Consider the following 14317-nt stretch of genomic DNA (forward strand, 5'->3'; position numbering starts at 1 on the left):
CAGAGCGTCGGTTTAGCACCGATTCCCCTATGGAGAAGCAACAAGATGAGCATAGTACGCACAGCGATACCCCTGGTTCTGCTCACCAGTGTGTTGACTGGTTGTGCAGGTTTGCAAAAAACCGACTGGCCGAAGTGTGCTGCCGTCGGGGGCGTGGGCGGCGCGGCCCTTGGCGCCATCGAGAGTTCCAGCTGGGCTGGTTGGGGCGCCTTGCTCGGTGGCGGCCTGGCGGCCGGCTATTGCTGGGCCCATGGTGATGGCGACGAAGACGGCGACGGCGTGCCGGACAGCCGCGACAAGTGCCCAGGCACTCCGCGCGGCGTGCAGGTGGACGCCAACGGTTGCCCGCCAGCGCCGGCGCCAGTGGCCGAAGAAGTGGTGGTACAGAAGGAAGAGGTCATCGTCATCCGTGACGTGCACTTCGAGTTCGACTCGGCGCGCCTGACCGCCACCGACAAAGAGCGTCTGAACACCGTGGCCACACGCCTCAAGCAAGAGGCTCCGAGTGCGCGCCTGAGCGTTACCGGGCACACCGACAGCGTCGGCTCCGACAGCTACAACCAGAAGCTCTCCGAGCGCCGTGCGCATTCGGTGACCGACTACCTGGTCGAAAGCGGAGTGCCGCGCAGCAGCTTTATCTCTGTGGTGGGGGCCGGTGAAACCCAACCTGTGGCTGATAACGCCACGGCTGACGGGCGGGCGATGAACCGCCGTACCGAGATCAAGATCCAGCGTTAAGCGCCGTGCGCCCGCGCCTTGAGAAGTGGCGCGGGCGCGTCTTTACTCCTGGGTGACCGGTAGTGGCCGGTGACACAGGAGCATTCAGCATGAGTGTAATGTCGAAGGCGGCACTGCCGCTGGTGCTGGCCTCCGGGCTGCTGGCCGGTTGCGCCACCCACAGCGATGGCAGTGCCCCCCTCAATCAAAGGACCTGGCCTCTGTGCAGCCTGCTTGGCGGGCTCGTCGGCGGTGGCCTGGGCGCCATCGAAAGTTCCAGCTGGGCGGCCGGTGCCGGTGCTGCCGGGGTGATCGCCGGTGGCCTGATCTGCTATGCCCAGGATGGCGACGAGGATGGCGATGGTGTCTTCGACCGCCGCGACCGTTGCCCGGACACCCCGGCCGGTACGCAAGTCGACCACATGGGCTGCCCGTTGCCCCAGTACCCGCCTGTGCAACCCAAGCCTGAGCCGGTTGCTGCAGCGCCCGAGGTGATCACCCTTGATGACCAGGGCCAGGTATTGTTCGCCTTCAACTCCGCCGAGCTCAACGACGGGGCCCGGCAGCGCCTGCAGACCCTGATGCCGAAGCTGGGCGACCCCAGTGTGGGCAGCGTCAAGGTAATCGGCCATACCGACAGCGTTGGCTCGGACAGCTACAACCAGGCGTTGTCAGAGCGCCGGGCCAGTAGCGTCGCCGAGTACCTGATCAGCCAGGGGCTGGCGCCGCAGAAGGTCACCAGCCAGGGCCGCGGCGAGAGCGAGCCTGTCGCCGACAATGACACCGACGAGGGCCGGGCGCATAACCGACGGGTGGAATTGCACCTGAATTGACCCTCTGGCGCGTGCCCCTGCAACAGGGGTACTGTTGCCGGCGCGGTTCGCTCGAACGAGCCGCGCCGACATAACAATTAAACCAGTGGGGGCGGGGTATGAAGTTCATCCTGGGCCTGGGCAAGGCGCTGACGGTGGTGTTCTGGTGGATCGTGCTGGTCAACCTGTTCATGCCGCAGCCAGTGCCGATCAATCTGCTGATCAATGCCGCCGGTACCCTGCTGCTGACGCTGCACGTGCTGGAGGTGCTGTTCTTCAATGCCAGCCTGCGCGGGCGCAGCCACCGCTGGTTCGACCGGTTGCAGATTCTGCTCACCGGGATTTTCCATGTGATGTCCATCCCCAAACCTGAAGAGGCGTCTAGCCGTGCGTAAACTGTTGTTGCTGGCCGCCCTGGCCACGCCCATGGCCCAGGCCGAGAGCCTGGAAGTCGCCGCCCATTCGATGCTGCGCCTGCCCGACAAGGCGGCCAGCGTGCACCTTGAGCAACTGCGGGTGGCTGATTCGGCCACCCTGCTGCTGCCGGCCTCGCTCACCGAACTGAAAATCGACCGCCTGGAGCTGGGGCGTGATGCGCGCATTGCCATCGCGCCGGCCGAGCATGACCTGCGCATCGTTGCGGCCAGCGCGTATCTTGGGGCTGGCAGCGAGTTCAGTGCGCCGGGGGCTGCGGGCAGTTATGAGCGTGCGGCGCGGCCCGGGCGTAACCTGGATTTGCGCCTGGAGGCGCTGGAGGCCGAGCAGTTGGCCATTGATGCCCGGGGTGGTGCCGGGGCGCCGGGCTATGTTGGGCTCGACGGGGCCAATGGCAAACCGGGTGGTTGCACCTGGGGACAGGCCAGCCGTGGGGCCAATGGCGATGATGGGGGCAATGGGCATGATGGTGCTGCCGGTGGTCGGGTTCGCCTGGCGGTGCCGGAGGGGTTCGAGCGGGAGCGGATTGTGGTGCGGGTTGACGGTGGGGCTGCGGGTAAGCCTGGGGCGGCTGGCAAGCCTGGCAAGGGTGGGGCCAGCAAGGGGTGCCTGGTTTATCGCACCGATGCGGGGGGGAATGGGCGGCCTGGGGCCGAGGGGGCGCCTGGGTTGGCGGGGGCTTCTGGGGAGTTGATATTGCAGCGGTTGTGATTTTTGGGTTGTTAGTTGGTTAGTTAGTTGCTTGGTTGGTTTTGAAAGTTGTATGCGTATTCATGAGGGTGTCAGAAATTTTGTGTTCGGGCATAACATGAGTAAGAGGTGCATGTATGCCAACCAAAAAGAAACCCCTGCGTGACCTGCCCCAAATCCCCAAAGAGCTGCTAGAGCAGTTCGGTGAGGGCCTGATGACTGCCGAAGCTATCGAGGATGCCTCTGCGGCGTTCAAGAAGGCCCTGATCGAACGCGCCCTGAGTGCCGAGCTGGGCCATCACCTGGGTTATCCGCCGGGCGCGCAGCGCCCAGAGGATGAAACCAATCAACGTAACGGCAAGAGTGGCAAGACTGTTTTAACCGGGGACGGCCCATTGCGGCTGGATATCCCCGTGACCGAGACGGCAGTTTTGCGCCCATTCTGATTCCCAAGCATGAGCGGCGTTACACCGGTTTCGATGACAAGATCATCGCCATGTATGCACGTGGGATGACGGTCAGAGAGATCCGCGCCTTTTGTCCGAGCAGTACGGGACGGATGTTTCACCCGATTTCATCAGCTCTGTGACCGCCGAGGTCATGGAAGAAATCGGCGCGTGGCAGCAGCGGCCGCTTGAGCCTATGTACCCGGTCATTTTCTTTGATGCATTGCGGGTGAAGATCCGTGAGGAAGGCCTGGTGCGCAACAAGGCCATTTACCTGGCGCTGGGCGTTCTGCCGGACGGGACGCGCGATATCTTGGGCATCTGGATTGAGAACACCGAGGGTGCGAAGTTCTGGATGAAGGTGTTCAACGACCTCAAGACGCGAGGTGTCGACGATGTCCTTATTGCCGTGACCGATGGTCTTAAAGGCATGCCAGAGGCCCTCAGCGCAGTGTTTCCAGAGACGACGCTACAGACGTGCATCGTCCACCTGATCCGCAACAGCCTGGACTTTGCAGCCTGGGACAAGCGGCGGGCACTGGCCAAGGCGCTCAAGCCGATCTACCAGGCCATCAATGCCGAAGCGGCTGAGCAGGCGCTCGATGAGTTTGAAAGTGGGCCTTGGGGCAAGCAATATCCAACGGTCGTTGCGGCCTGGAGACGCGCTTGGGATCGAGTGATCCCCTTCTTTGTCTTCCGCCGGCCATCCGGAAAGTGATTTACACCACCAATGCCATCGAAAGCATCAATGCCCAGCTGCGCAAGATCATCAAGACCCGGGGTCATTTCCCGAACGATGAAGCAGCCACCAAGCTGATCTGGCTGGGTCTGAGAAACATCACGCGAACTGGGGCTCAGCGGCGCATGATTGGAAAAGTGCGATGAATCAATTCGCGATTTTGTACGGGGATCGATTCATCAGGCCAACCTGGTGAAAATCAGGGCCTGCTTGACGGCAGGCCGCTACCGGCCCGCACACAAAAAAACTGACACTCCCGTATTCATTATCTTTATTGACGCTTATTCACCTTTCCGCCCTTACGGCGGGTAACTTTTTGAGGGATCAAAAAGTCACCAAAAAATCCACGCTCCATTCATACGGCCCCTGCGCTTCGCTCCGGGGTTCCCTCACTCCGGGCTTGCTCCGGGGGTACGCGCCGACGGGCCGTCCCTGGCCCGATCGGCGCTCGACCGGCATCCATGCCGGTCGCCCCCCTACGCAATCCCTGCGTTCGGCCTCCTGAAGTCGCGAAGTTAGGTGCGGCGCCTGCACTGGCGCAGCTAACCGCTAGTTGTATTTGTGGGAACTCAGGATTGCAATCGCCGGCTTGCCGGCGATAGGGCCCTAACAAAAAACACATCAATAACAATAAAACCAACATCCCGGCTGTTGATCTGGCTTTTGATCTTGCTTCTAAGCGCGCGATAGTTCAGGCAACACAAATCGCGACTTCAGGAGGCCGAGCGTAGGGATTGCGTAGGGGGGCGACCGGCATGGATGCCGGTCGAGCGCCGATCGGGCCAGGGACGGCCCGTCGGCGCGTACCTCCGGAGCAAGCCCGGAGCGAGGGGACCCGGAGCGAAGCGTAGGGCCGGATGATGGGAGCCAGCGTTTTTTGGTTACTTTTTGTCGCGTTTGACAAAAAGTGACCCGCCGTAAGGGCGGAAAGGTGACGAAAAGCAGTCATCGTCAATGAATGCGCATACATCTACCAAAGCAATCACCATGGACTCCGAACCCGAACCCGAACCCGAACCCGAACCCGAACCCGAACCCAATCAAATCAAAACCCGAGAACTGGCCACAACCACCACCCCAACCCCAATCAGAAGATTAACCCCCACCATCCGCCGAATCCGCCCCAAAACCCCAGCCCCCGAAGCCCAATCCTCAGCCTGCACCGCCGCCCGAAGCTCAGGCAGCAACAACGACTGAATCCGCATGAACAGCGCAAACATCACGATCCCGCCCCCGATCATCACCTGAACGTACCGCGGCGCGGTCTCGAACCCGGCAAAGCGCAGGTGGATCATGCCCACCCCGCTGACAGCCAGAATCGCCACCGCCAGCCAGACCCATCTGAAGAACCGCTGGAAAACCTCAACCCACAACCGCAACCGCGCAGGCCCCTCCAGGGCCGCAACCGTTGCCGGGCGCAGCACCAGCCAGGCGAAGAACATCCCGCCGACCCACACCAGGGCGGCCAGGACATGCAGTGTGTAGGGCAGGGCAAAGGCGAGCATCCGGATCTCCATGCGGCACAAAGGGCAATAGCGGGGTATGATAGCCGGCCCATGCGAAACACTGAAAATATATCCAGCCCTCCGGGCGCCCGCAGACCATGATCAGTACCGAACTCAAAGCCACCATCCAGGGCGCCTATTCGCGTTTCCTCGAAGCCAAAAGCCTCAAGCCCCGCTACGGCCAGCGCCTGATGATCGCCGAAGTGGCCAAGGTGCTCGGCGACATCGCCACCGACGACGAAGGCCGCCGTGCGGGCGAGCCTGCCGTGGTGGCGGTCGAGGCCGGCACCGGTACCGGCAAGACGGTCGCCTACAGCCTGGCCGCCATTCCGGCCGCCAAGGCCGCCGGCAAGCGCCTGGTGATCGCCACCGCCACCGTGGCGCTGCAAGAGCAGATCGTGTTCAAGGACCTGCCCGACCTGATGCGCAACAGCGGCCTGAACTTCAGCTTCGCCCTGGCCAAGGGGCGTGGGCGTTACCTGTGCCTGTCCAAGCTCGACGTGCTGCTGCAAGAGGGCCACGCCCAGTCGGCCACCGCCCAGCTGTTCGAGGAAGAGGGCTTCAGGATCGAGGTCGACGAGCGCAGCCAGAAGCTGTTCAACAGCATGATCGAGAAGCTCGCCGGCAACCGTTGGGACGGCGACCGCGACAGCTGGGCCGAGACCATCGAAGACCAGGACTGGGCGCGCCTGACCACCGACCACGGCCAGTGCACCGGCCGGCATTGCCCGAATTTCCAGCAGTGCGTGTTCTACAAGGCCCGCGAAGGCATGGGCAAGGTCGATGTGATCGTCACCAACCATGACATGGTGCTGGCTGACTTGGCGCTGGGCGGCGGCGCGGTGCTGCCCGACCCGCGCGACACCATGTACGTGTTCGACGAAGGCCACCACCTGCCCGACAAGGCCATTGGCCACTTCGCCCATTACTCGCGCCTGCGCTCCACCGCCGAATGGCTGGAGCAAACAGCCAAGAACCTCACCAAGCTGCTGGCCCAGCACCCGCTGCCCGGTGACCTGGGCCGTTATATAGAGCAAGTGCCGGAGCTGGCGCGCGAGGTGCGCACCCAGCAGCAGTTCATGTTCACCCTGTGTGAGCAGGTGGCGGATTTTCGTGCCGGCGAGGACATGGAAGGCCGCGACCGCCCGCGCTACCGCTTCGAAGGCGGCGTGGTGCCCGAGCAGATCCGCGAAGTCGGCATCGAGCTGAAAAAAGGCTTCGCCCGCCTCAATGACCTGTTCACCCGCCTGGCCGATCTGCTCAAGGAAGGCATGGACGGCGAGAACAACATCGGCATCGCCAGCCACCAGGCCGAGGAGTGGTACCCGCTGTTCGGCAGCCTGGTGACCCGTGCCCAGAGCAACTGGGAGCTGTGGACCGCATTCACCGCCGAAGACCCGGAAGACAACCCGCCCATGGCGCGCTGGCTGACCTTGGCCGAAAACGGCGCGCTGTTCGATATCGAGGTCAACGCCAGCCCCATCCTGGCCGCCGAGATGCTGCGCAAGAGCCTGTGGAACGTCGCCTACGGCGCCCTGGTCACCTCCGCCACGCTGACCGCCCTGGGCAAGTTCGACCGTTTTCGCATGCGCTCGGGCCTGCCCCGCGATGCGGTGCAGTGCGTGGTGCCCAGCCCCTTCGTGCACGGCGATGCCGGGCTTTTGCGGGTGCCCGACCTGGGGGCCGACCCGCGCGATGCCACCGCCCATACCGCGGCGATCATCCGCGAACTGCCGGCCATGGTCGAAGACGCCCGCGGCGCGCTGGTGCTGTTCTCGTCGCGTAAGCAGATGCAGGACGTGTTCGACGGCCTGGACCGCGACTGGCGCAAGCTGGTGCTGATCCAGGGCAACCTGTCCAAGCAGGAAACCCTGAACAAGCACAAGGCGCGGGTCGATGACGGCCAGCACAGCGTGCTGTTCGGCCTGGCCAGCTTCGCCGAGGGTGTCGACCTGCCGGGCGCTTACTGTGAGCACGTGGTGATTGCCAAGATCCCGTTCGCGGTGCCGGACGACCCGGTCGAGGCAGCTTTGGCCGAGTGGATCGAAGCCCGCGGCGGCAACCCGTTCATGGAAATCGCTGTGCCCGACGCCTCGCTGCGCTTGATCCAGGCCTGCGGCCGGCTGCTGCGCACCGAGCAGGACCGTGGCGTGATCAGCTTGCTCGACCGGCGCCTGGTCACCCAGCGCTACGGCAAGGCTATTCTCAACGCACTGCCGCCATTCCGGCGGGAAATCGACTGACCGCCGGAGCACGACGCGCCGGCCCCGTTGTCCATCACTCAGTCGCGAGCCCATGAGGGCTCAGAAGGAGAGCAACCGCCCCATGATCCGTCGCACCCTGCCCGCCATGCTTACCCTGTTGTTCAGCGCACCATTGCTCGCCGGGCAACAGACGCTGTTCAGTTTCGTGCGCCCTGCCTCGGTGGTGAACGTCGTCACCCAGGACGCCGGGATGCCGCAGTACAACGCCGAGCAGACGGCCGAAGGCGAGGTGTTGCGGCGGGTGGTGTTCAACCCGGTGGCAAAGCCGACGCTGCAACTCACCCCGCAGGCCGGGGCCTGGGACTGGTCGGCCGGGCGCTACCTCACCCTGCGTTTGCAAAGTGCCATGGACTGGGCGCTGACTGTGGATGTGCAGGTGCAGGGCAGCGACGGGCGCACCCTCAGCAGCCGCATCGACTTGCCGGCAGGCCCGGCGCAGACGGTGATGATTCCGCTCACCGCCAGCTCGCCGCTGAGCCAGGGCATGCGCGCCGGCCCGCCGATGCCCTGGGCCCACGAAGGCCAGCGCCTGTTGCTGGCCAGCAGCAGCGGCGAGCTCGACCTCAAGCAGGTGATCTCGGTCAGCCTGAGCATCCCAAACCCCAAAGTCGCCCAGAGCCTGCTGATCGAAAAAGTCGGGCTGCAGGACGACGACCAGGCTTACCAGGCTGCCTACAGCCAACTGGTCGACAGCTACGGCCAGTCCACCCGTGGCAGTTGGCCGGAGAAGGTCGCAAGCGACGATCAACTCAAAGCCGCCGACAACCGCGAGCAGGCGCAGCTCAAAGCCTGGTTGCTCGAGCGCGACAAGCTCGGCCTGGACCCGTACGGCGGCCTGCAGGCCGGCCCGGCGTTCGAAGCCAAGGGGTTCTTTCGTACCGAAAAACGTGACGGGCGCTGGCACCTGGTAACCCCCGACGGCCACCCGTTCTACTCGTTGGGGGTCAATGCGGTTGCTGCCGACGGTGGGCGCACCTACGTACAAGGCCGCGAAGGCATGTTCAAGGGCCTGCCCGCCGAGGGCGATGCCCTGGCGGCTTTGTATGGCCAGGGCAACAACGACGACGGCAATGCCTCCTCGCAAGGGCGCGGGTTCAAGCAGGGGCGCTGGTTCGACTTCTATGCCGCCAACCTGCAACGCACCTACGGCAAGCCCTGCCCGGGCGCTACCGATGCCTGCCCGCCCCTGGCATTCGACGCGCCGCGCTGGCAAACCCACACCCTCGACCGCCTGCAGGCCTGGGGCTTCAACACACTGGGCAACTGGAGCGACCCGGGCCTGGAGCAGGCCCGGCGCATGCCCTACACCTTGCCGCTGGCGATCGTCGGCGATTATGCCAGCATCAGTACCGGCATGGACTGGTGGGGACGCATGCCTGACCCGTTCGACCCGCGCTTTGCCATGGCCACCGAACGCGCCGTGGCCATCGCTGCCCGCGATCACCGCGACGACCCTTGGCTGATCGGTTATTTCGCCGACAACGAACTGGCGTGGGCAGCCCCGGGCGATGACCCCAAGGCCCGCTATGGCCTGGCCTACGGCACCTTGCGCCTGACCACCGACGTGCCGGCCAAGCGTGCGTTCTTGAAGCAACTGCGCGACAAGTACCGCAACCAGCAAGGGCTGTCGAAGGCATGGGGCATCGAGCTGAGTGCCTGGGAGCTGATGGAAGACCCAGGTTTCGAGGCACCGCTGCCCAACCCCGAGCACCCGGAAATCGAACGCGATTACCAGTATTTCCAGCTGGTGTTCGCCCAGACCTACTTCAAGACCATTTCCGACGCACTCAAATGGCACGCGCCAAACCACTTGCTGCTGGGTGGGCGCTTTGCGGTGAGCACGCCCGAGGCGGTCAAGGCCTGTGCCGAGTTCTGCGATGTGCTGAGTTTCAACTTCTATACCCTCAAGCCCGAGGACGGTTACGACTTCGCCCGCCTGGCCGAGCTGGACAAGCCGGTGCTGGTCTCGGAGTTCCAGTTCGGCTCGCGTGACCGCGGCCCGTTCTGGCCCGGCCCGGTGGAGGTGGCGCGTGAAGAGGACCGCGGCCCGGCCTACGCCAACTTCCTCAAGGCTGCCCTGGCCCAGCCGATGATCGTTGGCGCGCACTGGTTCCAGTACCTGGACCAACCTGCCAGCGGTCGGCTGCTGGACGGCGAGAACGGGCACCTGGGGTTGGTGGGCATCACCGATTTGGCCTACCCGGGCTTTGTCGAGGCGGTGCGCAGGAGCAACCTGCAACTGACCACGCAATTGCGCACCCAGTTGGAAAAGCCCGCGCCATAAGCGGTCCTCTGTAGGAGATCACCCAGCCCTTTCGGGCTGCGCTGTCGCGCACAGAACTGGTCTTGCAGATGCGCCACGGTCTCTGTGGGAAGCGGCCTTGCCGGGGCGCCGTCCGGTCGAGATGGGGCGCGAAGCGGCCCCTAGATCTCGACCTCATGCAAAATTGCCGGGGCTGCTGCGCAGCCCATCTCGACCGGACGGCGCCCCGGCAAGGCCGCTTCCCACAGGGACCTTGTTAAATCAATGAGTTGCAGTTTGTTCTATGAGAGCCGGCTTGCTACCTTGTTTCATTTGCGCAACCAACCACCCAGCCATCTGCAGTAGGCAAACCGTCCAACTACTGAAACAATGCACGCCTTTGCCAGCCAGGTCGTTCGGAGAGGTAGCGGGTGCAGATCCAGGGTCACTATGAGCTGAAGTTCGAGGCGGTGCGCGATGCCTTCGCCGCGTTGTTCGAGGATCCCCAGGAGCGTGGCGCGGCGCTGTGCATCCAGGTCGGCGGGCAGACCGTGGTCGACCTGTGGGCTGGCAGCGCCGACAAGGACGGCCACGAGGCCTGGCACAGCGACACCATCGCCAACCTGTTCTCCTGCACCAAGACCTTCACCGCCGTCACCGCCCTGCAACTGGTGGGTGAGGGCAAGCTGGCCCTCGACGCCCCCGTGGCCCGCTACTGGCCGGAGTTCGCCCAGGCTGGCAAGGACAATGTCACCCTGCGCCAACTGCTCAGCCACCGCGCCGGCCTGCCCGCCATTCGCCAACTGCTGCCGGCTGAAGCGCTCTACGACTGGCAAGTGATGGTCGATGCCCTGGCCGCCGAGGCTCCCTGGTGGGCGCCGGGTACTGAACATGGCTACGCCGCCATCACCTACGGCTGGCTGATCGGCGAGCTGATTCGCCGCGTCGATGGCCGTGGCCCGGGTGATTCCATCGTGGCGCGTACCGCACGGCCACTGGGCCTGGACTTCCACGTAGGCCTGGCCGATGAAGAGTTCCACCGCGTGGCGCACATCGCCCGTGGCAAGGGCAACCCCGGCGATGCCGCTGCCCAGCGCCTGCTGCAGGTGACCATGCGCGAGCCCGAGGCACTCTCGACCCGCGCCTTTACCAACCCGCCGGCGATCCTCACCAGTACCAACAAACCCGAATGGCGGCGCATGCAGCAGCCGGCTGCCAACGGTCACGGCAATGCCCGCAGCCTGGCCGGCTTCTATGCCGGCCTGCTGGATGGCAGCCTGCTGGAGTCCGAACTGCTCGACGAACTGACCCGCGAACACAGCCTGGGCCAGGACCGTACCCTGCTCACCCAGACCCGCTTCGGCCTGGGCTGCATGCTCGACCAGCCGCAGGTGGCCAACGCCACCTTCGGCCTTGGCGCCCGCGCCTTCGGCCACCCGGGGGCCGGCGGCTCGGTGGGCTTTGCCGACCCTGAACACGACGTGGCCTTTGGCTTTGTCACCAACACTCTCGGCCCTTATGTGCTGATGGACCCGCGCGCGCAGAAGCTGGTGCGAGTACTGGGCAGTTGCCTTTGATCGGGTAACGCGGGTATTGCCCGGGCCCTTTGACTATCCTCAATGCCAACGCCTGATTGCGTGGGCAAAATTCCTTTCTATTTCATGGTGTATCGCTGATGTCTTCACATAAAACCTTAGCACTCGCCCTGTGCCTGGCCATGACCGGCTGCGCCAGCCACTCGCAGGAGGCGTCGAAGGACGGCGGCCTGAGCTGGTGGCCATTTGGCTCCGATAAAGTCGCTGACAAGGAAGTGAAGGCCGCCGTTACCGAAAACGTCGCCAAGGCTGACGCCAAGTCCGAGAGCAGCAGCCGCTGGTGGTGGCCGTTCGGCGGTGACGACAGCAAAGCTGACGCCAAGGCCGCCGTACCGAAGATCGACCAGAAGGCCACCCAGGCCTGGCTTGACCAGTACGAGCCCAAGGTGCGCGAGGCCATCAAGGGCAGCAAGTTCGAGCTGGAGCGCCGCGAAGACGTGCTGGCGGTGACCATCCCGGTGGATGGCGCCTACAACCCGGACCGCCCGAACATGCTGCTGCCGGTGACCCTCGGCCCGATCACCCAGGTGGCCAAGGCCATCGAAGCCGACAGCAAGACCGCCATCCTGATTCTCGGCCACGCCGACAACACCGGTGCCACCGCCGCCAACCAGAAGCTCAGCCTGGAGCGCGCCGCCTCGGTATCGGCGATCTTCCGCCTGAGCGGCCTGCAGCGTGACCGCCTGATGCTCAAGGGCATGGGCTCGCTGATGCCGCGTGCGGCCAACGACAGTGCTGCCGGCCGTGCCTTGAACCGCCGCGTGGAACTGCTGCTGACCCCGCAGAACACCATGGTTGCGCTGCTGGCCAAGTATCAGCAGCCGGTACCGCCGGCAGCACCTGCCGCGCTGGTAGCTACCCAGGACGTCAAGGCCCCGGCCGCTGCTGCCAAGCCGGCCGTCAAGCCTGCCGCCAAACCTGCGGCGAAAAAGCCGGTCGCCAAAGCCAAGACCCCGGCCAAGGCCACCGCTGCCGCCAAGAAGAAAGCCGCCCCGGCAAAACCTGCCGCGAAGAAGGCCGCCACCGACAAGAAAGTCGCCGCCAACAGCCCTGCGAAGACCAACTGATCGTCAAGGAAACGCAGCCATGACCCAATCCCTGGCCGATATGCGCCGCGACTATACCCGTGATGGCCTGGCCGAAGCCCAGGCCCCGGGGGAGCCGTTCGCGCTGTTCCACCAATGGTTCGCCGACGCGGTGAAAACCGAGCAGCTGCCGGTGGAAGCCAACGCCATGACTCTGGCCACGGTCGACGCCGACGGCCGCCCGCATTGCCGGGTGCTGTTGCTCAAGGCGCTCGACGCCCGTGGCTTCACCTTTTTCACCAACTACGAGAGCGCCAAGGGCCAGCATATTGCCGCGAACCCTTTCGCTGCGATGACCTTCTTCTGGCCGGCGCTGGAGCGCCAGGTGCGCATTGAGGGGCGGGTGGAAAAGGTCACGGCCAAGGAGTCCGACGACTACTACCAGGTGCGCCCGCTGGGCAGCCGCCTGGGGGCCTGGGCTTCGCCGCAGAGCCGGGTGATCGCCGACCGCGCCGAACTGGAAGGGTTGGTGAAAGCCACCGAGGCACGCTTCAGCGATACCCAGCCCGATTGCCCGGAACACTGGGGCGGTTACCGTTTGCTGCCGGAGCGCGTGGAGTTCTGGCAGGGTCGGTCGAGCCGTTTGCATGACCGGCTGAATTACCGGCTGGTGGGTGGGCAGTGGTTGCGTGAGCGCCTGGCGCCGTGAATTGAATCAGACCTAATCGCCGGCAAACCGGCCCGTACAGACCCTGTAGGAGATCACCCAGCCCTGCGGGCTGCGCTGTCGCGCAGAGAACTGGGCACGAACCCGCCCCGGCCCCTGTGGGAGCGGGCTTGCCCGCGAACACCGGCGAAGTCGGTGCCAGACACCGCGTCGCCTGCTTCGCGGGCAAGCCCGCTCCCACAGGTCCCTGCTAAATCAATGAGTTATGTGCAGTTCTATGAGAGCCGGCTTGCCGGCGATTAGGCTGCAGCGCAGCCCTTCATCGACCTTTTTCGGCCTCCCGCTGCAACCATTCCCCCAGCGCCTTGCGCTTGACCTTCTCCTTGCGCGCCCGCTGCAGCAACGCCAGCATGTAAGCCCGCTGCTGCGGGTCATCCCCGGCCAGCGACAGTGCAAGATCACGGTCCATCCAGCGGCGCATGCGGACATACAGCCAGCCATGGAAATACAGGCCGGCAATCGTGACTATGACCACGATGAAGTAATCCATGGCTATCCTTGGTCCAACGTGAAAGCCCGCTCCACAGCCGCTGTTGGCTGTACCCGAGCTGAATGAGAACAAATTTATAACATTTGCGCCGTGACACCCGTCATGGCTAAGCGTCTAATGCTCACCGTGACTTATGGAGATTTTTCCCATGCGTAAATCCGTTTTGCTGGTGGCGAGCTTCACCACCATGTCGCTGCTGCTGGGCGGCTGCCAGTCGTCGCTGACCGGCGACAGTTACTCCCGTGATGAGGCCCGTCGCGTGCAGACCGTGCGCATGGGTACCATCGAATCCCTGCGCCCGGTCAAGATCGAAGGCACCAAGACCCCGATCGGCGGCGGCGCTGGCGCCATCGTCGGTGGTGTGGCCGGTTCCGCCGTCGGCGGTGGCCGTGGCAGCATCGTCGCTGCGGTGATCGGTGCCGTGGCCGGTGGCCTGGCAGGTTCTGCGGCCGAAGAAGGCCTGACCCGCACCCAGGGTGTTGAAATCACCGTGCGTGAAGACGACGGCAGCATGCGCGCCTATGTGCAGCAAGTGCAGCAGAACGAAATCTTCCGTGTGGGCGAGCGTGTGCGCATCATGACCGTGGATGGCACCAGCCGCGTTTCGCACTGACCGGCGTATAAAACAAA

12 protein-coding genes and 1 pseudogene are annotated in these 14317 nt (G+C 64.4%); 11 read left to right on the forward strand and 2 right to left on the reverse strand.

From position 1 onward, the window contains the following. The first annotated feature begins 45 nt into the window (after positions 1-45). From KSS93_RS09235 to KSS93_RS09255, 5 genes and pseudogenes are all read left to right on the forward strand, one after another. Positions 46-738: a PA1041 family peptidoglycan-binding anchor lipoprotein gene (locus tag KSS93_RS09235; RefSeq protein WP_217888020.1), complete on the forward strand. Its 693-nt coding sequence runs from the start codon at positions 46-48 to the stop codon at positions 736-738. A gap of 89 nt (positions 739-827) precedes the next feature. Beyond that, positions 828-1550 (forward strand): PA1041 family peptidoglycan-binding anchor lipoprotein, encoded by a 723-nt coding sequence (locus tag KSS93_RS09240; protein ID WP_217888021.1) that lies wholly within the window; start codon positions 828-830, stop codon positions 1548-1550. A gap of 98 nt (positions 1551-1648) precedes the next feature. Further along, positions 1649-1924, forward strand: a complete 276-nt coding sequence (locus KSS93_RS09245) for a DUF1145 domain-containing protein (protein WP_217888022.1) — start codon at positions 1649-1651, stop codon at positions 1922-1924. Then, entirely contained in the window at positions 1917-2675 is a 759-nt protein-coding gene (locus KSS93_RS09250) for a collagen-like protein (protein WP_217888023.1), read from the forward strand. Before KSS93_RS09245 ends, KSS93_RS09250 begins: the two co-directional genes overlap by 8 nt. Positions 2676-2791: 116 nt before the next feature. After that, a pseudogene (locus tag KSS93_RS09255) lies at positions 2792-4035 on the forward strand (IS256 family transposase). 844 nt (positions 4036-4879) lie between these two features. Here the strand turns inward: KSS93_RS09255 and KSS93_RS09260 are convergent. Beyond that, positions 4880-5344 carry a CopD family protein gene (locus KSS93_RS09260; RefSeq protein WP_217842119.1) on the reverse strand — a complete coding sequence of 155 codons (465 nt, stop codon included), beginning with the start codon at positions 5342-5344 and terminating at the stop codon, positions 4880-4882. Between the two features lie 98 nt (positions 5345-5442). Here KSS93_RS09260 and dinG point away from each other — a divergent pair, with 98 nt between their 5' ends. From dinG to pdxH, 5 genes are all read left to right on the forward strand, one after another. Continuing rightward, a complete protein-coding gene (dinG, locus tag KSS93_RS09265) occupies positions 5443-7587 on the forward strand; it encodes an ATP-dependent DNA helicase DinG (protein ID WP_217888024.1) in 2145 nt (714 codons plus the stop codon). An 82-nt stretch (positions 7588-7669) separates the two neighbouring features. Beyond that, positions 7670-9892 (forward strand): beta-galactosidase, encoded by a 2223-nt coding sequence (locus KSS93_RS09270; RefSeq protein WP_217888025.1) that lies wholly within the window; start codon positions 7670-7672, stop codon positions 9890-9892. Between the two features lie 389 nt (positions 9893-10281). Next, on the forward strand, positions 10282-11427 hold the full coding sequence (locus KSS93_RS09275; protein ID WP_217888026.1) for a serine hydrolase domain-containing protein: 1146 nt from the start codon (positions 10282-10284) through the stop codon (positions 11425-11427). 98 nt (positions 11428-11525) lie between these two features. Continuing rightward, positions 11526-12512 (forward strand): OmpA family protein, encoded by a 987-nt coding sequence (locus tag KSS93_RS09280; RefSeq protein WP_217888027.1) that lies wholly within the window; start codon positions 11526-11528, stop codon positions 12510-12512. A gap of 19 nt (positions 12513-12531) precedes the next feature. Then, positions 12532-13179 carry a pyridoxamine 5'-phosphate oxidase gene (gene pdxH / locus KSS93_RS09285; RefSeq protein WP_217888028.1) on the forward strand — a complete coding sequence of 216 codons (648 nt, stop codon included), beginning with the start codon at positions 12532-12534 and terminating at the stop codon, positions 13177-13179. A gap of 277 nt (positions 13180-13456) precedes the next feature. Here pdxH and KSS93_RS09290 read toward each other — a convergent pair whose 3' ends face one another. Then, entirely contained in the window at positions 13457-13687 is a 231-nt protein-coding gene (locus KSS93_RS09290) for a hypothetical protein (protein ID WP_217888029.1), read from the reverse strand. A 148-nt stretch (positions 13688-13835) separates the two neighbouring features. On the opposite strand from KSS93_RS09290, the gene KSS93_RS09295 reads away from it, so the two are divergent. Then, a complete protein-coding gene (locus tag KSS93_RS09295; protein WP_217842126.1) occupies positions 13836-14300 on the forward strand; it encodes an outer membrane lipoprotein in 465 nt (154 codons plus the stop codon). The last annotated feature ends 17 nt before the right edge of the window (positions 14301-14317 follow it).

The sequence above is a fragment of the Pseudomonas xanthosomatis genome, from assembly GCF_019139835.1.
In the GTDB taxonomy this organism is placed as follows: Bacteria; Pseudomonadota; Gammaproteobacteria; order Pseudomonadales; family Pseudomonadaceae; genus Aquipseudomonas; species Aquipseudomonas fakonensis.